Genomic DNA, 21,587 nt, shown 5'->3' on the forward strand with positions numbered 1-21,587 from the left:
GCGGTGGCGCGCCGAGGGCGACCGCGCGCCGAGGGCGACCGCGCGCCGGGCCACGACGACCGGGCGGCCGGCCGCGACGAGCAGGCCCGGCCCGAGCACGCCTCGGCGGGCCCGCCGGGGGAGCGGGACGGCGGCGCGTCCGCCCGCACCCGCGCGCCCGCGCCGCGGCAGCCCACCGAGCAGGGCTCGACCCGCGTGCACGCGGGCGAGAGCGACGGCGGCCCCGCCTCCTCCGGGCAGCGCCGCCGCCCCGTGGTGTTCGACGAGGACGACGACCTCGACGTCCCCGACTTCCTGAAGTGATCACCACCGTCGCCCTGGGCGACGGCGTCGGCGCCGCCTTCACCGGCCGCGCCGGCGGCGTGAGCAGGCCCCCCTACGACTCCCTGAACCTGGGCGGCGCGGTCGGCGACGACCCCGCCGCCGTGCTCGGCAACCGCCGGCGCGCCGCCGAGGCGCTCGGCGTCGACCCCGGCCGCACCGTGTTCATGCGGCAGGTGCACGGCGCGGACGTCGCGTTCGTCACCGCCCCCGAGACCCCCGGCCCCGTCGACGCCGTCGTCACGACCGTCCCCGGCCTCGTCCTCGCCGTCCTCGTCGCCGACTGCGCGCCCGTGCTGCTGGCCGATCCCGTCGCCGGTGTCGTCGGCGCCGCCCACTCCGGCCGTCCCGGCACGGCCGCCGGGGTCGTCCCGGCGCTGGTGAAGGCGATGTGCGAGCGGGGCGCCGACCCCGCGCGGACGACCGCCGCGATCGGCCCCGCCGCGTGCGGCCGCTGCTACGAGGTGCCCGCCGAGATGCGGGACGAGGTCGCCGCCGTCGTCCCCGCCGCGTACTCCACGACCTCCCGGGGCACCCCCGGCCTCGACATCCGCGCCGGCGTCGCCGAGCAGCTCGCGTCCGCCGGGGTGGCGGCCGCCGCCGTCGACCCGCGCTGCACCATCGAGGACCCGGGCCTCTTCTCCTACCGCCGCGAGGGCCGCACCGGCCGCTTCGCCGGATATGTCTGGCTCAAGGGCGACGCGTCGGAGGACGGCGCGTGACCGAGGAGAGCGGGCTCACCCCGGCGGAGCGCCGCGCGGAGCTGGCCGAGGGCCTCGCCGCCGTGCGCGCCCGCATCGCCGCCGCCTGCGCCGCCGCCGGCCGGGACGCGAGCGAGATCACCCTCATCGCGGTGACCAAGACCTTCCCCGCCTCCGATGTGCGGCTGCTGGCCGGACTCGGCCTCGCCGACGTCGGCGAGAACCGCGACCAGGAGGCCCGCCCCAAGGCCGCCGAATGCGCCGGCCTCCCGCTGACCTGGCACTTCGTCGGCAGGCTGCAGACCAACAAGGCGCGCGCCGTGGCCGGCTACGCCGACGTTGTGCACTCGGTGGACCGGCCCAGGCTGGTCACCGCCCTGTCGGACGCCGCCGTCCGCGCCGGCCGCACGCTGCGCTGCCTCGTCCAGGTGTCGCTGGACGACGGCCCGGCCGGGGGCCGGGGCGGCGCGGCGCCCGGAGCGGTGCCGGAGGTGGCCGCCGCGATCGCGGCGGCCCCCGGCCTGGAGCTCGGCGGCGTGATGGCCGTCGCGCCGCTCGGCGCCGACCCGATGCCCGCCTTCACCCGGCTCGCGGGGGTGGCGGAGGAGATGCGAAGGAACCATCCGGGCGCCCGGATCGTCAGTGCGGGTATGAGCGGCGACTTGGAACAGGCGATCGCGTGCGGCGCGACACACCTGCGGGTCGGTACGGCGTTGCTCGGCGGCCGACGGGCAATCGTCAGGTAATGTCCCCCCAGTGGTACCTGCCGGAACGCGGGTCGCCACGTCGGACCAGTCCACCGGCGGCACCGGACGCGCCCGGAGCCGCCACCACAGGACACGGAGGGGCGTATGGCCAGCGCGATGCGCAAGATGGCGGTCTACCTCGGCCTTGTGGAGGACGACCGTTACGACGACAAGTACGGCGACTACGACGAGTACGAGGTCTACGACGACGAGACCGACCCCGGTCAGAGCCGTCGTCGCGAGGACGAATCCGGCGGTCAGCTTACCCGAGCGGAAGAGACCGCGGACCGCGATCGCGACCATCACTCCACGTCGACCATAGAGCGACGCTCCGTGGCGCTCTACGAGTCCGGTACCACCGACCTCGCTCGTATCACTACTCTGCATCCAAGGACCTACAACGAGGCACGGACCATCGGGGAGCACTTCAGGGAGGGCACACCGGTGATCATGAATCTGACCGAGATGGTCGACAGCGATGCCAAGCGGCTGGTCGACTTCGCGGCGGGTCTCGTGTTCGGCCTGCACGGGAGCATCGAGCGTGTTACGAACAAGGTGTTCCTGCTGTCGCCCGCCAACGTGGAGGTGACGGCGGAGGACAAGGCCCGGATGGCGGAACGTGGGTTCTTCAACCAGAGCTGAGAGTCGCAGAGAGTATCCGTGAACATCGCTGGACAGGTACTGACGTACCTCCTGTACTTCTTCCTCCTCTTCCTGATCGGGAGGCTGGTGCTGGAGGTCCTGCAGTCGTTCGCCCGCCAATGGAAGCCGTCCGGGGTGGTGCTGGTGATCGCCGAGGCGACCTACACCGTCACCGATCCGCCACTGAAACTGCTGAGGCGTTTCATCCCGCCGGTCCGGCTGGGTAACGTTGCCCTGGACCTCAGCTTCACCGTGCTCATCCTTGTGGTCTGGATCCTGATCATGGTCATTGGCTCCATATTCGGCGGTCCCTAGACCGATCGGATACCGTCCTTCAGGGACAGACTCCAAGCGCGCCAAGGAGACGAGAACATGCCGCTGACACCCGCCGACGTGCGGAACAAGCAGTTCAGTACCACCAGGCTGAGGCCGGGGTACGACGAGGAGGAGGTGGACGCCTTCCTCGACGAGGTCGAGGCCGAGCTCGACCGCCTCATCCAGGAGAACGAGGAGCTGCGGGCCAAGCTGGCCGAATGCCTGCGCGGCAAGGTTCCCGCCATGGCCGCTCCCATCGTGGAGCCGAAGCCGGACGTGCAGAAGATCCCCGAGCCTCCCCGTCCCGAGCCGCAGCCGCAGCCCGAGCCGGAGCCCGCCCCCCTCGGCGGCCTCGGCATGGCGCCCGCGCCCTCCGGCGAGGACAACATGGACACCGCGGCCCGCGTGCTCGCGCTCGCGCAGCAGACCGCCGACCAGGCGATCGCCGACGCGCGCCGGGAGGCCGACGAGACGCTCGGCCGCGCCCGCCGGGAGGCCGAGGAGATCCTCGGCAAGGCCCGCCGGCAGGCCGACCAGATCGTCAGCGAGGCCCGCTCGCGCGCCGAGGCCCTCGACCGCGACGCCCAGGAGCGGCACCGCCAGGTCATGGGCTCGCTCGTGCAGCAGCGCGAGGAGCTCGAGCGCGAGGTCGACAACCTGCGCGCCTTCGAGCGCGAGTACCGCAGCCGCCTGAAGGTGTACCTGGAGGGGCAGCTCCGCGACCTGGAGGCGGGCAGCACCGAGACCGGCGCGTTCGCCGCCGTCCCGGGCGCGGCGCCCGTCCAGTCGCAGAACGCGCCGCAGGGGCCGCAGACCGGCCCGCAGAGCAGCCTGCCGCACGCGGAGAACCGCAACGGCGCCGCCGGCGGACCGTCCCCCGCGCCCGGGCAGTTCCCGCCGCCCGCCGAGCACGGCCAGCAGGTCCAGCACTCGGCGACCGGCGCGTTCCACGCGGGCGGCGACAACCCGCCGCACGACAGGCGCTGACGCGGGCGCCGCAGGCGATAGTGTCGTCCCCTACCCCCGCGCCGGGCGTGGCAGCGGCGCCACCCCGGTGATGCCGGGGGGTCGTGCGGGGCGGCCACCGGGCCCTTCGCGCGGGTCCGGAGCCGAGCGGTCCGAACGAGTGGGAGAGACCCTGTGATCATCCTGAGTGGCGTTCTCGTGGTGGTGGCGATCGCCCTGCTGGTAGCGGGAATCGTCGCCGGCAACGGAGACAGCGCCCAGGTCTTCGGCCTGGACGCGCTGGTGGTGATCTACATATCGATCGCGGTCAGCATCATCTCCGCACTGTGCCTGGCCATCGGGGTGTTCCTGCGGCGCAAGGAGCTGTGGGGCTCCGGCGCCTCGGCCGCGCCCGTCCGCGCGAGCAAGAGGTCCAAGAAGGACAAGCGCAAGAAGGCCGCGCCTCCGGCGCCGGCCAAGGGCGCCCCGGCCGCCGCCGGCGTCCCGGCGCCACCCGCCCCGGCCGCCGACCAGGACGACGACGTGCTGGAGATGCCCGCTCCGCCCGCCGACGTCCCGGACGACGCGATGGTGTTCGTCGTCCGCGGCCGCAAGCGCTACCACCTCGACACGTGCCGGCAGCTCGCCGGGCGCGACGCCGAGGAACTGACGTACGCCGAGGCCAAGGAGGAGGGGTTCAGCCCCTGCACCGCCTGCATGCCCGACACCGCACTGGCGGCGCGCGCCGCGGCCTCGGTGCCCGCCTCCTCGAGCCCCGGCAAGGCCACGGCGGGAGCCGCGAGCCGCGAGCCCGGCCTGGAGCGCTCCGAGAGCGGCCCGGCGGGTCGGGCCGAGCCGGCGCCCGCGCCGCACGCGGCGCCCACCTCCTTCGACACGCCCGGGTCGTTCGACCGGCCCGCCTCGTTCGACAAGCCCGGGTCCTCCGACCGGAAGGGCGCGTTCGAGCGGACGGCCGAGATCCCGCGGGCGGACGAGCCCGCGGCGCCGGAACCGCCCGCCGCTGACCCGGCCGGGCCGACGCTCACCGACATGCCCGTCGCGGGGCTGTTCGGCAAGACGGCCGCGGAGGCGCCCAGCGCGCCGGAGGCGGCCGATGAGCCCGAGACCCGGGATCGGGAGCCGGAGGCCCGCTCCGCCTGGGAGAGGCCCGCTGAGCCCGAATCCGCCGCACCGGACGTCACGGTCGACCTGGGGCCGGCGTCGTACGCCGGCGCCGCGTACGCCGGCGCGGAGGCGGCGGCCCCGAAGCCGCGCCACGCCTTCGACACGGCCGATGACGACGCCGATGACGACGCCGCCCGGGAGGACGCCGCCGACGCCCGCGAGGCCGGCGAGGCCGGCCCTCTCGCGGCCGAGCCGGAGCCGGAGCCGGTCGCGGAGCCCGAGCGGGAGCCGGAGCCGTCCGCCGAAGGCTCCGCGGACCGCGCCGAGCCCGCCGCCGAGCCGGCCGGTGACGGCCCGCAGGTGCGCATCCTGAGCGGCACCAAGCGCTACCACCGCGTCGACTGCGCCCTCATCGAGGACATCGGCGACGAGGCCGACGACCTGGAGTCGCTGTCCCGCGCGGAGGCGAAGTCCCGGGGCTGCACGGCCTGCCTGGTGTGCCAGCCCGACCGCGAGCGCGCCCGCGACTGACCGCCCCGACCCGTAGACCGTCGTGGACGGCAGGCGGCGCGCCCGCGACTGAGGGCCGTCCAGGGGCGGGTCAGCGGTGGCGGCGCCGCTCGTCGCGCAGTTCCCGCAGCCGCTCCCGGCGCTCGTCGCGGTGCCGCCTGAGCTCCTCGTGCCGCTCGCGGTGCATCTCGCGGATCTCCCGGTGGTGCTCGCGGTGCAGCTCGTGGACGTCCCGGTGCCGGCCGCGGCGGTCCTTCTCGCCGGCCGCGCGGCGGCTCACCGAGACGCCGCCGAACAGCACCATCCCGGTGAGCCGGATGACGGGCGCGTCCGGGTCGACGGTGTCGTCCTCCGGCAGGTCGTTCCCGCCGAAGATCGCGGTGGGCGCCCCGGTGACGCGGACGCCCGGCGGGACGGTGATGTCCACGCCGCCGAACACGCAGGTGATGTTGACGGTCACCTCGTTCTGGCTGAGGACCGCCTGCCGGAAGTCGAGCTCCACGCCGCCGAACACGCAGGAGACGTTGGTGGTCGGCTCGGCCAGCCAGCGCCCCTTCCGCTGCGCCCCCGCGAAGATCGCCACGAGATGGGGGGACTGGGCGGGGGGCGGTGCCAGGGCGGGTTCCTTGCGGAGGTTCACCTGGGGCTGCGGCGCCTGCTCCGACGGCAGGTCGCTGAGGACGGGCTCAAGGTCGGCGTACGTCTTGGCCTTGTAGACGGCGTCGATGCGCTCGGCGTGCTCCTCCGGCGTGATGCGCCCTTCCGCCAGCGCCTCGCGCAGGCGGTCGGCCACCTCGTCGCGGTCGGCGTCCGACGCGCGCATGCTCGCGGGTGACGGCGGGGCGGGAGGTTCGGAGCCGGAAGGCTGCTCGGGAAGACTCACCGGACCATCATCTCAAACGAGATGTGTCGCGATGAACCCCGTTACGGAAAAGTTCTCCGCCGCGCCCGGATCCGGCCGGGCGCGGCGGAGGCGTTCGAGCCCCGACGGGCTCAGCTCTTGCGGAGGTAGTAGGTGAGCCCCAGGTCCTCGTCGCGGGTCGCGGGGACGCCGGCGGGGCGCCCCTCGCTCACCGCGGTCGCGAGGACTTCGGCGGCCACCTCGGCGGTGTGGGCGCGCAGCGCCTCCGCCAGGTCGGTGCCGGTCGCCTCCCACCACAGCTCGATGCGGTCGGTGACCTCCAGCCCGGCGGCCTTGCGGGCCTCCTGGACGAGCCGGACGGCCTCCCGCACCAGCCCCGCGCGGCGCAGCTCGGGCGTGACCGCGAGGTCGAGCGCGACGGTCTCGCCGGCGGCGCTCTCCACCGCCCAGCCGCTGCGCGGCCGCTCGGTGACGATCACGTCGTCCGCGGTCAGGGGCACCGTGCCGAGGTCGGCGGCCTCCACCTCGGCCGTGCCCGCGCGGACCGCCCGCACGAGGTCCGCGGCGTCGGCGGAGGTGATCGCCTTCGCGACCTTCGGGGTGTCCTTGGCGTACCGCTTGCCCAGCTCCCGGAAGTTCGGCTTGACCTCGTACTCGACGAGGTCGCCGCCGATCGAGGACAGCTCCTCGAACGCCTGGACGTTCAGCTCCTCGGAGATCTGCGCCCGCAGCTGCGCGGGCAGCGCGGACCAGCCGGGGGCGCCGACGAGGGCGCGGCCGAGCGGCTGCCGGGTCCGGACGCCGCTCGCGGCCCGCGCGGAGCGCCCGAGCTCGACCAGCCGCCGCACGAGCGCCATCTGCGCGGTCAGGGCCTCGTCGAGGAGGCCCTCGTCGACGGCCGGCCAGTCGGCCAGGTGCACCGACTCGGGGCCGTCCTCGGGGCGGATGACGTCCCAGACGTGGTCGGTGATGAACGGGACGATCGGCGCCATCAGCCGGGTGAGGGTCTCCAGGCACTCGTACAGCGTCGCGAACGCCGCCGCGCCCTCCGCGGTCTCCGGGCCCTCCCAGAAGCGCCGCCGGGACCGCCGCACGTACCAGTTCGACAGGTCGTCCACGAACTGCGAGAGGCGCCGGCCCGCGCGGGCGGTGTCGAACTCCTCCAGCGCCGCGTCGACCTCGCGGACGGTGCGGTGCAGCTCGGCGAGCGCCCAGCGGTCCAGCAGCGGCCGGTCGGCGGGGGCGGGGGCCTCCGCCAGCCGGTCCGGCGTCCAGGCGCGCCCCTGCGACTCGGCCGCGTTGGCGTACAGGACGAAGAACGAGGCGGTGTTCCAGTAGGTGAGGAGGACCTTGCGGACGATCTCCTCCAGCGCGCCGTGCCCGACGCGGCGGGACGCCCACGGCAGCCCGCTCGCGGCCATGAACCAGCGCACCGCGTCGGCGCCGTGCTCGTCCATCAGCGGGATGGGCCGCAGCACGTTGCCGAGGTGCTTGCTCATCTTGCGTCCGTCCTCGGCGAGGATCAGGCCGAGGCACACGACGTTCTCGTAGGACGACCGGTCGAACACGAGCGTCCCGACGGCCATGAGCGAGTAGAACCAGCCGCGGGTCTGGTCCTGGGCCTCGCAGATGTACTGGGCCGGGTAGGCGCTCTCGAAGACGTCGTTGTTGCGGTAGGGGGCGCCCCACTGCGCGAACGGCATCGACCCGGAGTCGTACCAGGCGTCGATGACGTCGGGGACGCGGCGGGCCTCCGTCCCGCACTGCGGGCACGCGAACGTCACGTCGTCCACGTACGGCCGGTGCGGGTCGAGCGCGGACAGGTCGCGCCCGGCCAGCTCGCCCAGCTCCTTGAGCGACCCGACGCAGGTGACGTGGTCCTCGTCGTCGCCGCAGACCCACAGCGGGAGGGGAGTGCCCCAGTAGCGGCTGCGCGACAGCGACCAGTCGACGTTGTTGCGCAGCCACTCCCCGTACCGGCCGTGCTTGACCGTCTCGGGGTACCAGTTGGTCTTCTCGTTCTCCTCCAGCAGCCGGTCCTTGATCTGCGTGGTCCGGATGTACCAGGCGGGGAGCGCGTAGTAGAGCAGCGGCGTGTGGCAGCGCCAGCAGTGCGGGTAGCTGTGGTCGAAGTGCCCGCCGCGGAACAGCAGCCCGCGCGCGCGCAGGTCCTCGGTGAGGGGCTCGTCGGCGTCCTTGAAGAACTTGTTGCCGACCAGGGGCACCTCGCGCAGGAAGCGCCCGTCCGGCCCGATCGGGTTGACGATGGGCATCCCGTACCGCTTGCAGACGGTCATGTCGTCGCCGCCGAACGCGGGCGCCTGGTGGACGAGCCCGGTGCCGTCCTCGACGGTGACGTAGTCGCCGAGCACCACGTAGTGCGCGTCGGGGATGTCGACCAGGTCGAAGGGCCGCTTGTAGGTCGTCCGCTCCAGCTCGGTCCCCTGGAAGGAGGCGAGCCGCTCGGCGCCCTCGCCGAGCACCTGGTCGACGAGGGGCTCGGCCACGACGAGGACCTCGTCCGAGCCCGCCGGGCGGGCCGCGACGTAGGTGACGTCGGGGTGGACGGCCACGGCGGTGTTGGACACCAGCGTCCACGGGGTCGTGGTCCAGATGAGCAGCGAGGCGCCCATCTCGGCCAGCGGGCCGGACGTGGCGGGCATCCGCACGTACACCGACGGGCTGGACACCGTCTCGTACCCGCCGGGCTGGCCCAGCTCGTGGTCGGACAGGCCCGTCCCGCAGCGCGGGCAGTAGGGGGTGATGCGGAAGTCGCGGAACAGCAGGCCCTTGCCGAACACCTGCTTCAGCGACCACCAGACGGCCTCGACGTACTCGGGGTCCATCGTCCGGTACGCCTGGTCGGTGTTGACCCAGTACCCCATGCGCTCGGTCATCTCTTCGAACGCGTCCACGTGGCGCAGGACCGACTCGCGGCAGCGGGCGTTGAACTCCGCGACGCCGTACTCCTCGATGTCCTTCTTGCCGGTGAGGCCGAGCTCCTTCTCCACGGCGACCTCGACGGGCAGCCCGTGGCAGTCCCAGCCGGCCTTGCGGGGGACGTGGTGCCCTTTCATGGTCTTGAAGCGGGGGAAGACGTCCTTGAACACGCGGGCCTCGACGTGGTGGACGCCCGGCATCCCGTTGGCGGTGGGCGGGCCCTCGTAGAACACCCAGGGCTCGCCGGACGCGGTGCGCTCCAGCGACCGCTCGAAGACCTTGTTCTCCTGCCAGCGGCGCAGCATGTCCCGCTCCAGGGCGGGCAGATCGACCTGCGCGGGCAGCGGCCGAAACGCTCGGCTCACGATGGCGGACCTCCGGATCGACGTGACCACGTTGACCGGAGGGACGAGGCGCGCGCCCCGCGGTACCACCCTCCTTGACCGCGCCCGCACGGCACGGCCCGCTTCGTTCGAGTCTCGGCTGCCGGGTCTACTGCGCCCGCGGACCGGGTCCGGGGGCGGTTCTTCCGGCGGCTCGGGGGTGATCAGACCGCCGGGCTCGCCCCCGGGCTCGCACCGTCCCCGGGTCGCTCATGGCCGCGTTCGGCGGCAGGTGTCCCCGTCAGGGCCTGCCGTACGACTACTCGCTGAACTCTAACGCACGCGCGGGCCCGGCTCTTCCCCGTTTCGGGCGGCCGCCCGGCCCGGCGGGCGGCGTGCCGTTCCTTTGCGATTCCGTGCGCCGGAACAGGGTTTCCAGGCGATCGGCGGGCGGGCATAAGCGGTCGGTACCACGGCCCAGGTTGTTTACCGCGCCCGAGAAAGGGGACTTATGCTGCCCGCACTGCCCGTCGAGGCGATCAGCGCGAGGGAGGCCGACATGGCCGGCGCGACGAAGGGCACGCTGCCCGCACAGAAACCGCCCGCCGGGAAACCGGCCGCCGGGGAGCGGCCCGCGGCGGGCCGCAAGACCCGGGGCAAGGCACCCGCCGCGAAGAAGGGCGCGCGCAAGCCCGCCGGATCGGCGGCGAAGCCGGCGGAGGGCCGGGCCGAGGCCCCGGGCCGCTCCCCGGCGGCCGGCGCGGCCAAGGCGGCGGAGCTGCCGGTGCGCGAGGGCGAGCACCGCTGGACGGCCGACGAGCTCGCCGAGGTGCGGGCCGGGCTGCAGGAGCAGGGCGAGGCCCTGCGCGCCGAGATCGCCGCGTCCGCGAGCCAGATCGCCGAGGGCGACGGCAGCGACGGGGCCGGCGACGACCAGGCCGACGCGGGCGCCAAGACCTACGAGCGCGAGCACGAGCTCGCACTGTCCTACAATTCACAGGACCTGCTCGCCCAGATCGAGCGGGCCGTCCAGCGGATGGACGCCGGCACGTACGGGACCTGCGAGTCCTGCGCCAGGCCGATCGGCAAGGCGCGCCTCCAGGTCTTTCCGCGTGCGACCCTGTGTGTGACATGCAAACAACGCGAGGAACGTCGCTGAGCGACTCAACGAACCCAGAGGGCGGGGCCGGGGAATCCACGGGATCTCCTCGGCCGCGCCGCGTCGGCGTGCTGGTCGCCGTGGCCCTGGCCGCGCTGGTCGCCGACATCGTGTCCAAGATCATCGTGGTGGCGACGCTGCAGGACCGGGAGCCGATCCGGCTGCTCGGCGGGCTGCTGACGCTGCTGGAGACCCGCAACAGCGGGGCCGCCTTCTCGATCGGCACCGGCTACACGGTCGTGTTCACCCTGATCGCCTGCGGCGTGGTGGTGGCCATCCTGCGGACCGCCCGCAACCTGCGGAGCCTCCCGTGGGCGGTGTGCCTCGGGCTGCTGCTCGGCGGCGCGCTCGGCAACCTCACCGACCGGCTGGTGCGCGCCCCCGCCCCGCTGAAGGGCCACGTCGTCGACTGGATCCAGCTGCCGCACTGGCCGGTGTTCAACCTGGCCGACTCGGCGATCGTGTGCGGCGGCGTCCTCGCCGTGCTGCTGGCGGCGCGCGGCCTGCAGGTCGACGGGACCCGCATCTCCGACGCCGACGACGACCCCCCGAAGCCGGAGCCCGCGGCCGAACCCGAACCCGGACCCGGGCGGGAGCCCGCCCCCGGGCCGGAGTCCGCCGCGGAGCCCCCGGCCGCGGAGTCCCCGGCTGCGGAGCCCCCGGCCGGGGAGCCGGAGACGGCTCCCGAAGAGAAGCGGTCCTGATGGGCGACGTGCGGAGCCTGCCCGTGCCGGACGGGCTGGAGGGCGAGCGGGTCGACGCCGCGCTGGCCCGGCTGTTCGGGCTGTCCCGGGGCAGCGCCGCCGAGATCATCGCGGCGGGCGACGTCCTGCTGGACGGCGCGGAGGTGGCGACCAAGTCCGAGCGGCTGCGCGCCGGGGCCTGGCTGGAGGTCACGCTCCCGCCGCCGCCGGCGCCGCCCGCGCCGGTCGCCGAGCCCGTCCCAGGGATGGGCATCCTGTTCGAGGACGACGACATCGTCGTGGTGAACAAGCCGACGGGCGTCGCCGCCCACCCCACCACCGGCTGGACGGGCCCGACCGTCCTCGGCGGGCTGCTCGGCGCCGGGCACACGATCGCGACGAGCGGCGCGTCCGAGCGGCAGGGCATCGTCCACCGGCTGGACGCCAACACCACCGGCGCGATGGTCGTGGCGAAGAGCGAGGTCGCGTACTCGCGGCTCAAGCGCGCGTTCAAGGAGCGCCGCATCGACAAGCGCTACCAGGCGCTGGTGCAGGGCCATCCGGACCCGTTCCGCGGGACGGTCGACGCGCCGATCGACCGGCACCCGTCCGGCGACGGGCGGTTCGCGGTCGTGGCGGGCGGCAAGCCGTCGGTCACGCACTACGACACGGTGGAGGCGTTCCGGGCCGCGACGCTGCTCGACATCGACCTGGAGACGGGGCGCACCCACCAGATCCGGGTGCACATGTCCGCGATCCGGCACCCGTGCGCGGGGGACATGGCCTACGGCGCCGACCCGACGCTCGCGGCCCGCCTCGGCCTGAAGCGGCAGTGGCTGCACGCCGTGCGGCTGGGGTTCGAGCACCCCACCAAGGGCGAGTGGGTCGAGTTCCAGAGCCCCTACCCGGACGACCTGGCCCGCGCCCTGGAGATCGTCGAGGCGGAGTCCTGACCGCTACAGGCCGAGCAGCCGCAGCCCGGCGGTGACGCCGGCGGCGGCGATCAGCACGACGAGGAACGGGGCGCGCAGCACGAGCGCGGCGACGGCCGCGCCGAGGCCCGCGAGCCGCGCCGGGTCGACGTCCAGGGACGTCCCGTCGGCGAGCGCCTGGACGGCGATCAGCGCGGTCAGCAGCGCGACCGGCACCAGCTCGGTGAACCGGCGCACCCGCGGGTCGTCCAGGACGCGCTGCGGGGTGACGAGCCCGCCGAGCTTGAGCGCGTAGCAGCCGAGCCCGGTCGCGATCACCGCGATCCACACGCTCATCGCGCCTCCCTCCGGAGCAGGGCGGGCAGCGCGGCGACGGCGGCCAGCATGACCGGGACGCCGGGCGGCAGCAGCGGCGTCGCCGCGACCGCGATCACGGCCGCCGCCACCGCGACCCGCACCGCGCCCCCGCCGCCGGTCAGGCGCGGCCAGAGCAGGGCCAGGAAGGCGGCCGGGCCGAGGACGTCCAGGCCGATGGCGTCGGGGTCGCCCAGCCGGGCCGTGCCGGCCGCGCCGAGCAGCGTTGTCGCGTTCCAGGCCAGGTAGAGGCTGATCGCGGTGGTGTAGAACCCGGCGCGGGCCGCCGCCGGGGTCGGCTGCGCGGTCGCGACGGCGGCGGTCTCGTCGATGACGACCTGCGCGGTGGCGAACCGGCGCCACCCGCGCACGCCGAGCGTCCGGGCGAGCCGCATCCCGTAGAGCGCGTTGCGTCCGCCGAGCAGGACCGCGCCGAGCGAGCCGGCGACCAGGCCGCCGCCCCCGCCGATGACGCCCGCCAGCGCGAACTGGGACGCGCCGGTGAACGCCAGCAGGCTCAGCACGCACGCCTGCGCGACGCTGAGGCCCGCGGTGACCGCCGCGGCCCCGAACGCGAGCCCGGAGATCCCCACGGCGACGCCCACGCTCAGCCCGGCCCGCACGGCCGACGCCCGCGCGCCCTCGTCCGGCCCGGTGGCCTCGGCCGCCTCCAGCGTGCTCATCGGTCCGCTTCGGCCGCGTCCAGCCCCGCCTCGATGATCGCGTTCACGACGGGGGCGAGCCGGTCCGGCCCGAGGGACGGGGCGTGCACGGCCATGGCCTCGACGATCTCCCGCTCGCGGCGGGGGTCGCGGCCGGCGAAGCCGCCGACCGGCTTGAGCCGCTGGACGGCGGCGGCCAGGGCGGCGCGGTGCTCCAGCAGGACCGCGAGGGCGGCGTCGAGCCCGTCGATCGCGGCCCTGGCCTCGCCGAGGCCGGTGACGGCGGCGGCGTCCGGCAGCGCGACGCGCAGCTCGGCGGAGTCGATCACCTGGTCGTGCATGGCGGATTTCCCTCTCGTGCCTCGGCGGGCCGCGCAGGGTCGGTTCGGTGCCCGGGCCGCGCCGGTCGATGGACGTCGATGCGAAAGGCGAAGCCCGATGGGGCTCCGCCTCGGCCGGCTCCGGGGTCGTCGCTCAGGTCGCGGCGGCGACCGGCTCGCCCGGAGCCGGCCGCGTAAACCTGAAATGGCGACGTTCCACGGGCCAGATGGTACGCGCCGCGCCCGCGTCGGCCAAACTCCGGACAGTGCGTCCCAGGTGCTGAGACGCGTGCCGGGGTGCCGCAGTGATCGGGCGCGTCGGGGCGCGGAGGGCGGCCGGGGAGGGTTAGGCTCTCAGGACCGCGCCATCCCGGCGTCCCGCCGGGATGGCGATCTTCCCCCGGGACCGATAACGCCACCACGTGCCGGCCAGGCACGTGGGCGGTCGCATGCGACGAGCAGGAGGCGCAGCGCGCAATGGCCGACTCTTTCGTACATCTGCACGTCCACACCGAGTACTCCATGCTCGACGGAGCCGCCCGGCTGAAGCAGATGTTCGAAGAGGTGGAGCGGCAGAAGATGCCGGCGATCGCCATGACCGACCACGGCAACATGCACGGCGCCTACGACTTCCACAAGAAGGCGACCGCGGCCGGGGTCACCCCGATCATCGGCATCGAGGCGTACATGGCGCCGGAGTCGCGGTACCACAAGAAGAAGGTCCAGTGGGGCGAGCCGAGCCAGAAGCGCGACGACGTCTCCGGCGGCGGGCTGATCAACCACATGACGCTGTGGGCGCGGAACAGGACCGGCCTGCACAACATGTTCAAGCTGTCGAGCCGCGCGTACACCGAGGGCTTCGTGTTCAAGTACGCGCGCATGGACGAGGAGCTGCTCGCCGAGCACGCCGACGGCGTGATGGGCACCACGGGCTGCCCGTCCGGCAAGATCCAGACGCGGCTGCGGCTCGGCCAGTTCGACGAGGCGCTGAAGGCCGCCGCCACCTTCCAGGACATCCTCGGCAAGGACAACTACTTCCTCGAGCTGATGGACCACGGGCTGGAGATCGAGCGCCGCGTCCGCGACGGCCTCATCGAGATCAGCAAGAAGCTGAACATCCCGCCGGTCGTCACGAACGACTCGCACTACACGCACGAGTCGGAGGCCACCGCGCACGACGCGCTGCTGTGCGTCCAGGTGGGCAAGCAGCTCGCCGACCCCGACCGGTTCCGCTTCGACGGGTCCGGCTACTACCTCAAGACGGCGGACGAGATGCGCGGCATCGACACGTCCGACATCTGGCTCGAAGGCTGCCGGAACACCCTCCTCGTCGCGGAGAAGGTCGACCCGGAGGGCATGTTCGAGTACCAGGACCTCAGCCCCCGCTTCCCCGTCCCCGAGGGCGAGACGGAGGAGAGCTGGTTCCGCAAGGAGGTGTGGAAGGGCCTGGAGCGCCGCTTCCCGGACGGCCTCCCCGAGGGCTACAAGGAGCAGGCCGAGTACGAGATGGACGTCATCCTCGGCAAGGGGTACCCGTCCTACTTCCTCGTCGTCGCCGACTTCATCATGTGGGCCAAGGAGAACGGCATCCTGGTCGGGCCGGGGCGGGGGTCCGCGGCGGGCTCGCTGATCGCCTACGCGATGGGCATCACCGACCTCGACCCGATCCCGCACGGGCTGATCTTCGAGCGGTTCCTGAACCCCGAGCGCGCGTCCATGCCCGACATCGACATCGACTTCCCTGAAGACCGGCGCGCCGAGGTCATCAAGTACACGACGGAGAAGTGGGGCGCCGACAAGGTCTCCTTCATCGCCACGTTCGGCACCATCAAGGCGAAGGCCGCGATCAAGGACGCGGGCCGCGTCCTCGGCTTCCCGTACGCGCTCGGCGACCGCATCTCCAAGGCGTTCCCGCCCGCCGTCATGGGCAAGGACATCCCGCTCTCGGGCATCTTCGACGACAAGCACCCCCGCTACGGCGAGGCGGGCGAGCTGCGCAAGCTGTACGAGGAAGAGACCGACGTCAAGCAGATCATGGACCTGGCGCAGGGCCTGGAGGGGCTGATCCGCCAGACCGGCGTGCACGCCGCCGGGATCATCATGTCCGGTGAGACGATCACCGACCATGTGCCGATCATGCGCCGGGACGCCGACGGCGCGATCATCACGCAGTTCGACTACCCGACCTGCGAGACGCTCGGCCTGCTGAAGATGGACTTCCTCGGCCTGCGGAACCTGACGATCATCGACGACGCGCTCAAGGGCATCAAGAAGAACAAGGGCGTCGACGTCGACCTGCTCGGCCTCCCGCTGGACGACCAGAAGACCTACGACCTGCTCGCGCGCGGCGACACCCTCGGGGTGTTCCAGTTCGACGGCGGCCCGATGCGCTCGCTGCTGCGGCTGATGAAGCCCGACAACTTCGAGGACATCTCCGCCGTCGGCGCCCTGTACCGGCCGGGCCCGATGGGCGCGAACTCCCACACCAACTACGCGCTCCGCAAGAACGGCCAGCAGGAGATCACCCCGATCCACCCGGAGCTGGCCGAGCCGCTCAAGGAGATCCTCGACACGACCTACGGCCTGATCGTCTACCAGGAGCAGGTCATGGCGATCGCGCAGAAGGTGGCGGGCTACACGCTCGGCAAGGCGGACCTGCTCCGCCGCGTCATGGGCAAGAAGAAGAAGGCCGAGCTGGACGCCCAGTTCGTCGGGTTCGAGCAGGGCATGATCGACAACGGCTTCTCCAAGGAGGCCGTGAAGACGCTGTGGGACATCCTCGTCCCGTTCTCCGACTACGCCTTCAACAAGGCGCACTCCGCCGCGTACGGGCTCGTCTCCTACTGGACGGCCTACCTGAAGGCCAACTACCCGGCCGAGTACATGGCGGGGCTGCTGACGTCCGTCGGCGACGACAAGGACAAGAGCGCCCTCTACCTGTCGGAGTGCCGCCGGATGGGCCTGAAGGTCCTGCCGCCGGACGTCAACACGTCCGAGGCCGACTTCACCCCGCTCGGCGACACCGAGATCCGGTTCGGCCTGTCGGCGGTCCGCAACGTCGGCCACAACGTCGTGGACGGGATCGTCGCCGCCCGCAGGGAGAAGGGCGCCTACACCGACTTCAACGACTTCCTCAACAAGGTCCCGCCGCAGGTGTGCAACAAGCGGGTCGTGGAGTCGCTGATCAAGGCGGGCGCGTTCGACGAGCTCGGCCACCAGCGCAAGGCGCTGCTGATGGTGCACGAGCAGGCCATCGACTCGGTCATCGACCTCAAGCGCAAGGAGGCCATCGGCCAGGACTCCCTGTTCGGCGCGCTGGAGGACGACGGCGGCGAGGACGCCTTCACCGTCGCGATCCCCGAGGGCGAGGAGTGGGACAAGACCACCCTGCTGGCGTTCGAGCGGGAGATGCTCGGCCTGTACGTCTCCGACCACCCGCTGCTCGGCGTCGAGCACATCCTGGAGCGCGAGGCCGACTGCACGATCGCGTCGCTGAACGAGGGCGAGCGGCCGGACGGCCAGATCGTCGTCGTGGCCGGCCTGCTGTCCGGCCTCCAGCGCAAGGTCACCAAGCAGGGCAACTCGTGGGCGATGTTCCAGCTGGAGGACCTCGCCGGCTCGATCGAGGTGCTGTGCTTCCCGTCGTCCTACCAGCTGTGCTCCACGCTGCTGGCCGAGGACGCGATCCTGATCGTCAAGGGCAAGCTCGACCGCCGCGAGGACGTCGCGAAGATCATCGCGATGGAGGTCACCCAGCCCGACCTCACGATCACCGACGCGACCGGCCCGCTCTCGGTGACGATGCCGCTCGGCCGCTGCACGCCGCCGACGGTCTCCCGCCTCAAGGAGGTGCTGATCACCCACCCCGGCACGGCGGAGGTGCACCTGCACGTCCAGAACGGCCCGCGCACCACGGTCGTCCGGCTGGACGACCGGCTCCGCGTGGCCCCCTCGCCGGCCCTGATGGGCGACCTGAAGCAGCTCCTCGGCCCGTCCTGCCTCGGCTGATGGCCGCCCGCTGCTGCGCGGCCCCGGCCCTCGCGCGCCTCCTCGTCCTCGCGGACGGGGAGGCGACCCGCTACTCGGTCGCCGCCTGCGCCGCCTGCGGCGGCGCGGTCGTCGAGTACTACGACTACGACGACTGGGACACGGGCAACCCGGCCGACCACGAGAAGTACTGGTGGTGGCGGATGGACGCCCCCGACACCGCCGCCTTCCGCGCGGTGATCGCCTCCTGCCCGGCGCCGCTCGACCCGGCCTGCCCCTGCGCCGTCCACCGGGCGCTCAAGCGCCGGACGCCCAGGCCGCTGCCGCCGTCCAGGGAGACCCCGTACGACGCCGCCGAGGTCCCGAGGACGCGTTTCGCGGTCGAGGACGGCGAGATCCACTGGACGGCCCCCTGACCGAACCCGGCCGCGGTCTCGCGGGCCGGAACGGCGGTCAGTACTGTCGGCGCTCTCCTGGCGCCTCGGGTCAGCCGCCGAGGACGGCGGGGGTCAGCTCCGCCTTCCAGTCGACGAAGCGGCCGAGGCCGTCGAAGACGGCGTGGGCGGTGCCGCCGCCGGGGAGCATGACGTCGGTCTGCGCGTCGGTCTGCCGGTAGGGGACGCGGTGGTGCGACAGGAACCCGGCGAGCGTCAGGCGCGGCTCGTGCGGGAAGAGGCTCGCCGCGTTCGCCAGCAGCCGCGGCAGCGGGACCGGGTCCCAGCGGGCGGCCGGCACCTGCGGGTCGTCGACGTGCAGGTAGGCCGAGCCGCCGTCGTACCCGGCGCCGATGTAGCCGGCGCCGCCGAGGACGCCGCCCGCGGCCATCGCGATCAGCTCGCCGCCGTGCCCGGCGGGGCCCTCGTACCAGGACAGGTCGACCTCGGGGGTGGTGAACTCGGGGATGCCGAGCCGCTCGCCGATCGCCGCGATGCCGAGCGTCGGGGCGACCGCGGGGTGCGCGTCGCCGAACTGCGGGTTCGCCCATCCCCACAGCCAGGTGCGCTCGCGGGCCGCGTAGCTGCCGAGCAGCGACACGCGGACCGTGACGCCGCCGCTGGTGTAGGTGCGGGCGGTCAGGTCGGCGCTCCAGTCCTCGCGCGGCAGGAACTCGGCGAGCGTCTCCTGCTGCTGCAGGACGACGGCCGCGCGCGCGGCGCCGAGGCGTTCGAACGCAGGACTGAATCCGGACATGTCGGGCACATTATCCCAGGAATCGGGGCGGTCGTGGGCGGGAATCGGACACCCTTCGAGAGTCGATCGGCCGAACCGGGCAGGCTAGGCTTCCGCTGTCAGAGCACTTACACCTAGGAGCGTACGAGGTGCGGCGACTCACCGGGAGGCTCTTCGCGACGAGGCTCTGGGTGACGTGGGCCGCGACCGCCGCCGCGGTGGCCGTGCTCGGCCCGCCGGCGGGCCTGCTGTGGGCCGGCATCGCGCCCGAGGTGACGTATGTGGTCCTCCGGGGTGAGGCGCTGCTGGCGAATCCGGAAGGGCAGGGCCCGATCGGCGTCGACGCGCGGTTCGCCCTGATCGGCCTGGTCGCGGGGATCGCGTGCGGCGCCGCCGCCTACCTGGCCGGCGGGCGGGGCAACGACGTCGCGCTGCTGCTCGGGCTGGCCGCCGGGGGATGCGCCGCGGCCGTGCTGGCCTGGAAGACCGGGCACCTGATCGGCCTCGGCGACTACCGGGACGCGGTCCGGTCCGCCCGCGACGGCGACACCGTCACCGGCGTCGCCGACCTGCGGGCCACGGGGGTGCTGGTGTTCTGGCCGGTGGCCGCCGTGGCGGCCTACGGGCTGCTGGAGGTCGCCGTGCGGCGGCTACCCCCGGGCGATCGCGGCGGTGCTCGCGCCGGTGAGGCGGACGAGGTCGGCGGGGGCGAGCTCGATCTGGAGTCCGCGCCGACCGGCGGAGACGTAGACGGTCGCGAGCGCTGACACCGACGCGTCGATCACGGTCGGCAGCCGCCGCCGCTGCCCGAGCGGGCTGATCCCGCCGACCACGTACCCGGTGGCGCGCTCGGCGTCCTTCGGATCGGCCATCCGCGCCTTCTTCCCGCCGGCCGCCGCCGCGAGCGCCTTCAGGTCCAGGCTGGACGACACGGGGACGATCCCGACCGTGAGCCGGCTGTCGACCTCGGCCAGGAGGGTCTTGAAGATCTGCCCATAAGGGATGCCGAGGGCGTCGGCGGCGGCCTCTCCGTAGGACTCGGCGTTCGGGTCGGCCTCGTAGGCGTGCAGCGTGAACGCGACCCCGGCGTTCGCCGCGGCGACGGTCGCCGGGGTGCCCCTGCCGCCCTTGCCCGCTTTCCCGCCCTTGGTGCCCGCTGTGCTCATGGGGGCAGTCTGCCGTGATCGGCGCGCGCGTGCGCACTCGATTCCGGGCGCTGCCCCGCGTGCTCAGTTCGGTGTGAACGACCCGTCCAGGAACTGCCCGGCCGGAATCGCCGGCAGGACGTTCAGGATGCGGTTCTCCCTGGCCAGCAGGTCCCGCTCGGCGGCCAGCCGCAGCGCTGCGTCCTCGCACTCCAGCAGGCGCTGCTTGTCGTGCCCGTCCAGGACGAGCGACGCCGCGATCGCGTAGGACAGCGCCACCGGGTCGTCCGGCGGGTCGGCGTCCGCGAGGGCGCCGGCGCCCGCGGCGCCGAGCCGGTGCCGGTACAGCCGGTACAGCCGCCGGACCCGCGCCGCGATCGGCCCGGCGCCGGCCCCGGCCTCCTCGGGCAGGAACTCGACCTCGCCCTGCAGGTAGGGGCGGGACCGGTCCAGCTCCTTGACCCGGAACCGGCGGGCGCCGACCGTCACGATGTCGTAGCGGCCGTCCGGGTGCGGCGTCGCCTCCCGCAGCTCCGCGACGCAGCCGACCTCGGCGAGCCGGTGCGCGGCGCCCTCGCCGACCTCGTGGCCGAGCTGGATGCCGACGACGCCGAAGCCGCGGGGCTCGGGCCGCTCCAGCAGGTCGCCGATCAGCCGGCGGTACCGGTCCTCGAACAGGTGGAGGGGGAGCACCAGCCCTGGGAACAGCACGGTGCCCAGGGGGAACAGGGGGAGCCGCTCGGTCACACTTCTCACTCCAGCGTTCCTGGGCGCCGCCGGGCGGACGCCCTCGCCCGCCAGCGTACGTCGATATTGATGATCTTGGTAAGGGATGTTTTTTCAGATTGTGAAGCCGCGGCGCCCCGCCCGAGGGCCACTTCCCGGGGATTGGCCGTGTCGCCGCGGCGGGGCCGGGCGCTAGCGTCGGTGCCATGAGGATGCTCGTCGTGGACGCCTTCGCCGACCGCCCGTTCACCGGCAACCCGGCCGGGGTGTGCCTGCTCCAGGACGCCGCCGACCCGGACTGGATGCAGCGCGTCGCCGCCGAGATGAAGCACTCGGAGACGGCGTTCGTACGTCCCGTTCAGGACCCCGGTGCGGACTTCGAGCTGCGCTGGTTCACGCCCGTGATGGAGGTCGCCCTCTGCGGCCACGCCACGCTCGGCTCGGCGCACGCCCTCTACACGACCGGGACCGTCCCGCCGGACCGTCCGATCCGGTTCCGGACGCTCAGGAGCGGCGTCCTCACCGTCACGCGGGAGGGCGACGGGTCGCTGTCGATGGACTTCCCCGTCTGCGCGGCCGAGCCGGCCGAGGTCCCCGGCGGGCTCGCCGCCGCGCTCGGCACCGAGGTGCTCCGCACCGGCCGCAACGTCCAGAACGACCTGCTGGTGGAGGTCGCGGACGAGGAGGCCGTGCGGAAGGCCGCGCCCGACATCCGGGCGCTCGCCGCGATCGACGCGCGCGGAGTGATCGTCACGGCGGCGGCCGACCCCGGGCGGCCCTACGACTTCGTGTCGCGGTTCTTCGCCCCGCGCGTCCTGCCGGGCGACGCCGAGGACCCGGTCACCGGGTCCGCGCACACGGCCCTCGCCCCCTACTGGGCGGCCCGGTCCGGCCGCGACACGCTGACGGGCTACCAGGCGTCCGCGCGCGGCGGGCACGTCCGCTGCTCGCTGCGCGGCGACCGCGTGACCCTGGCGGGGACGGCCGTCACGGTCCTCGACGGGGCCTTCGGCGCGTGA

General features: G+C 73.6%; 21 protein-coding genes and 1 pseudogene. 14 read left to right on the forward strand and 8 right to left on the reverse strand.

Annotation, left to right across the window (positions count from 1 at the left end; all coding sequences use genetic code 11):
* The 7 genes and pseudogenes from ABFX46_RS40500 to ABFX46_RS40530 all read left to right on the forward strand — a co-directional run.
* Window positions 1-303: pseudogene (locus ABFX46_RS40500) on the forward strand (cell division protein FtsZ); the annotation flags it as partial.
* Entirely contained in the window at window positions 300-1,043 is a 744-nt protein-coding gene (pgeF, locus tag ABFX46_RS40505) for a peptidoglycan editing factor PgeF (RefSeq protein WP_346049467.1), read from the forward strand. The pseudogene ABFX46_RS40500 and the gene pgeF, both read left to right, overlap by 4 nt.
* On the forward strand, window positions 1,040-1,768 hold the full coding sequence (locus tag ABFX46_RS40510) for a YggS family pyridoxal phosphate-dependent enzyme (RefSeq protein ID WP_346049469.1): 729 nt from the start codon (window positions 1,040-1,042) through the stop codon (window positions 1,766-1,768). Before pgeF ends, ABFX46_RS40510 begins: the two co-directional genes overlap by 4 nt.
* A gap of 105 nt (window positions 1,769-1,873) precedes the next feature.
* Window positions 1,874-2,410 (forward strand): cell division protein SepF, encoded by a 537-nt coding sequence (locus ABFX46_RS40515; protein ID WP_131945285.1) that lies wholly within the window; start codon window positions 1,874-1,876, stop codon window positions 2,408-2,410.
* Between the two features lie 18 nt (window positions 2,411-2,428).
* Window positions 2,429-2,725, forward strand: coding sequence for a YggT family protein (locus ABFX46_RS40520; RefSeq protein ID WP_067631098.1), 297 nt, complete (start codon window positions 2,429-2,431; stop codon window positions 2,723-2,725).
* Window positions 2,726-2,782: 57 nt separating this feature from the next.
* On the forward strand, window positions 2,783-3,712 hold the full coding sequence (locus ABFX46_RS40525) for a DivIVA domain-containing protein (RefSeq protein WP_346049471.1): 930 nt from the start codon (window positions 2,783-2,785) through the stop codon (window positions 3,710-3,712).
* Window positions 3,713-3,865: 153 nt separating this feature from the next.
* The gene (locus ABFX46_RS40530; RefSeq protein ID WP_346049473.1) at window positions 3,866-5,326 is read left to right on the forward strand and encodes a hypothetical protein; all 1,461 of its coding nucleotides are present in this window, start codon (window positions 3,866-3,868) and stop codon (window positions 5,324-5,326) included.
* Between the two features lie 70 nt (window positions 5,327-5,396).
* On the opposite strand, the gene ABFX46_RS40535 is transcribed toward ABFX46_RS40530, so the two are convergent.
* Both ABFX46_RS40535 and ileS read right to left on the reverse strand, forming a co-directional pair.
* A complete protein-coding gene (locus tag ABFX46_RS40535) occupies window positions 5,397-6,188 on the reverse strand; it encodes a DUF1707 SHOCT-like domain-containing protein (protein ID WP_346049475.1) in 792 nt (263 codons plus the stop codon).
* Window positions 6,189-6,298: 110 nt separating this feature from the next.
* Window positions 6,299-9,472: an isoleucine--tRNA ligase gene (gene ileS, locus ABFX46_RS40540; RefSeq protein ID WP_346049477.1), complete on the reverse strand. Its 3,174-nt coding sequence runs from the start codon at window positions 9,470-9,472 to the stop codon at window positions 6,299-6,301.
* Window positions 9,473-10,208: 736 nt separating this feature from the next.
* Between ileS and ABFX46_RS40545 the strand changes: the two genes are divergently transcribed.
* The 3 genes from ABFX46_RS40545 to ABFX46_RS40555 all read left to right on the forward strand — a co-directional run bounded on the left by ABFX46_RS40545 (window position 10,209) and on the right by ABFX46_RS40555 (window position 12,225).
* Window positions 10,209-10,589: a TraR/DksA family transcriptional regulator gene (locus tag ABFX46_RS40545; RefSeq protein ID WP_346049566.1), complete on the forward strand. Its 381-nt coding sequence runs from the start codon at window positions 10,209-10,211 to the stop codon at window positions 10,587-10,589.
* A gap of 68 nt (window positions 10,590-10,657) precedes the next feature.
* Window positions 10,658-11,293 carry a signal peptidase II gene (gene lspA, locus ABFX46_RS40550; RefSeq protein ID WP_346049479.1) on the forward strand — a complete coding sequence of 212 codons (636 nt, stop codon included), beginning with the start codon at window positions 10,658-10,660 and terminating at the stop codon, window positions 11,291-11,293.
* A complete protein-coding gene (locus ABFX46_RS40555) occupies window positions 11,293-12,225 on the forward strand; it encodes an RluA family pseudouridine synthase (protein WP_346049481.1) in 933 nt (310 codons plus the stop codon). The genes lspA and ABFX46_RS40555 overlap by 1 nt, the downstream gene beginning before the upstream one ends.
* A gap of 3 nt (window positions 12,226-12,228) precedes the next feature.
* Here ABFX46_RS40555 and ABFX46_RS40560 read toward each other — a convergent pair whose 3' ends face one another.
* From ABFX46_RS40560 to ABFX46_RS40570, 3 genes are read right to left on the reverse strand one after another with little or no spacing between them, the layout of a single operon-like run.
* Entirely contained in the window at window positions 12,229-12,540 is a 312-nt protein-coding gene (locus ABFX46_RS40560; RefSeq protein ID WP_346049483.1) for an AzlD domain-containing protein, read from the reverse strand.
* Window positions 12,537-13,241, reverse strand: a complete 705-nt coding sequence (locus ABFX46_RS40565) for an AzlC family ABC transporter permease (RefSeq protein ID WP_346049485.1) — start codon at window positions 13,239-13,241, stop codon at window positions 12,537-12,539. Before ABFX46_RS40565 ends, ABFX46_RS40560 begins: the two co-directional genes overlap by 4 nt.
* Window positions 13,238-13,561 (reverse strand): chorismate mutase, encoded by a 324-nt coding sequence (locus ABFX46_RS40570; RefSeq protein ID WP_346049487.1) that lies wholly within the window; start codon window positions 13,559-13,561, stop codon window positions 13,238-13,240. Before ABFX46_RS40570 ends, ABFX46_RS40565 begins: the two co-directional genes overlap by 4 nt.
* A 456-nt stretch (window positions 13,562-14,017) precedes the next feature.
* On the opposite strand from ABFX46_RS40570, the gene dnaE reads away from it, so the two are divergent.
* Both dnaE and ABFX46_RS40580 read left to right on the forward strand, forming a co-directional pair.
* Window positions 14,018-17,548, forward strand: coding sequence for a DNA polymerase III subunit alpha (gene dnaE, locus ABFX46_RS40575; RefSeq protein ID WP_346049489.1), 3,531 nt, complete (start codon window positions 14,018-14,020; stop codon window positions 17,546-17,548).
* Entirely contained in the window at window positions 17,548-17,943 is a 396-nt protein-coding gene (locus tag ABFX46_RS40580) for a hypothetical protein (protein WP_346049491.1), read from the forward strand. Before dnaE ends, ABFX46_RS40580 begins: the two co-directional genes overlap by 1 nt.
* A gap of 70 nt (window positions 17,944-18,013) precedes the next feature.
* Here the strand turns inward: ABFX46_RS40580 and ABFX46_RS40585 are convergent, their stop codons facing one another.
* A complete protein-coding gene (locus tag ABFX46_RS40585; RefSeq protein ID WP_163057170.1) occupies window positions 18,014-18,718 on the reverse strand; it encodes a DUF6882 domain-containing protein in 705 nt (234 codons plus the stop codon).
* Between the two features lie 128 nt (window positions 18,719-18,846).
* Here ABFX46_RS40585 and ABFX46_RS40590 point away from each other — a divergent pair, with 128 nt between their 5' ends.
* Complete coding sequence (locus ABFX46_RS40590; protein ID WP_346049493.1) at window positions 18,847-19,464, forward strand: hypothetical protein; 618 nt, start codon at window positions 18,847-18,849, stop codon at window positions 19,462-19,464.
* On the opposite strand, the gene ybaK is transcribed toward ABFX46_RS40590, so the two are convergent.
* Window positions 19,348-19,863: a Cys-tRNA(Pro) deacylase gene (gene ybaK / locus ABFX46_RS40595; RefSeq protein ID WP_346049495.1), complete on the reverse strand. Its 516-nt coding sequence runs from the start codon at window positions 19,861-19,863 to the stop codon at window positions 19,348-19,350. The genes ABFX46_RS40590 and ybaK overlap by 117 nt on opposite strands.
* Before the next feature lie 63 nt (window positions 19,864-19,926).
* Entirely contained in the window at window positions 19,927-20,598 is a 672-nt protein-coding gene (locus tag ABFX46_RS40600; protein WP_428831371.1) for an LON peptidase substrate-binding domain-containing protein, read from the reverse strand.
* 176 nt (window positions 20,599-20,774) lie between these two features.
* Between ABFX46_RS40600 and ABFX46_RS40605 the strand changes: the two genes are divergently transcribed.
* The gene (locus ABFX46_RS40605) at window positions 20,775-21,587 is read left to right on the forward strand and encodes a PhzF family phenazine biosynthesis protein (protein ID WP_346049497.1); all 813 of its coding nucleotides are present in this window, start codon (window positions 20,775-20,777) and stop codon (window positions 21,585-21,587) included.

Origin of the sequence: Actinomadura chokoriensis, assembly GCF_039529475.1 — a bacterium.
Taxonomy (GTDB): Bacteria; Actinomycetota; Actinomycetes; order Streptosporangiales; family Streptosporangiaceae; genus Spirillospora; species Spirillospora bangladeshensis.

Bases quoted from the DNA above. Each gene is read 5' to 3' on its own strand.
- ABFX46_RS40555 (WP_346049481.1), top strand. From the start codon at position 11,293: ATGGGCGACGTGCGGAGCCTGCCCGTGCCGGACGGGCTGGAGGGCGAG.
- ABFX46_RS40525 (WP_346049471.1), top strand. From the start codon at position 2,783: ATGCCGCTGACACCCGCCGACGTGCGGAACAAGCAGTTCAGTACCACC.
- ABFX46_RS40565 (WP_346049485.1), bottom strand. From the start codon at position 13,241: ATGAGCACGCTGGAGGCGGCCGAGGCCACCGGGCCGGACGAGGGCGCG.
- ABFX46_RS40515 (WP_131945285.1), top strand. From the start codon at position 1,874: ATGGCCAGCGCGATGCGCAAGATGGCGGTCTACCTCGGCCTTGTGGAG.
- ABFX46_RS40580 (WP_346049491.1), top strand. From the start codon at position 17,548: ATGGCCGCCCGCTGCTGCGCGGCCCCGGCCCTCGCGCGCCTCCTCGTC.
- ABFX46_RS40585 (WP_163057170.1), bottom strand. From the start codon at position 18,718: ATGTCCGGATTCAGTCCTGCGTTCGAACGCCTCGGCGCCGCGCGCGCG.
- ABFX46_RS40570 (WP_346049487.1), bottom strand. From the start codon at position 13,561: ATGCACGACCAGGTGATCGACTCCGCCGAGCTGCGCGTCGCGCTGCCG.
- dnaE (WP_346049489.1), top strand. From the start codon at position 14,018: ATGGCCGACTCTTTCGTACATCTGCACGTCCACACCGAGTACTCCATG.
- ABFX46_RS40605 (WP_346049497.1), top strand. From the start codon at position 20,775: ATGAGGATGCTCGTCGTGGACGCCTTCGCCGACCGCCCGTTCACCGGC.
- ABFX46_RS40560 (WP_346049483.1), bottom strand. From the start codon at position 12,540: ATGAGCGTGTGGATCGCGGTGATCGCGACCGGGCTCGGCTGCTACGCG.
- ybaK (WP_346049495.1), bottom strand. From the start codon at position 19,863: ATGAGCACAGCGGGCACCAAGGGCGGGAAAGCGGGCAAGGGCGGCAGG.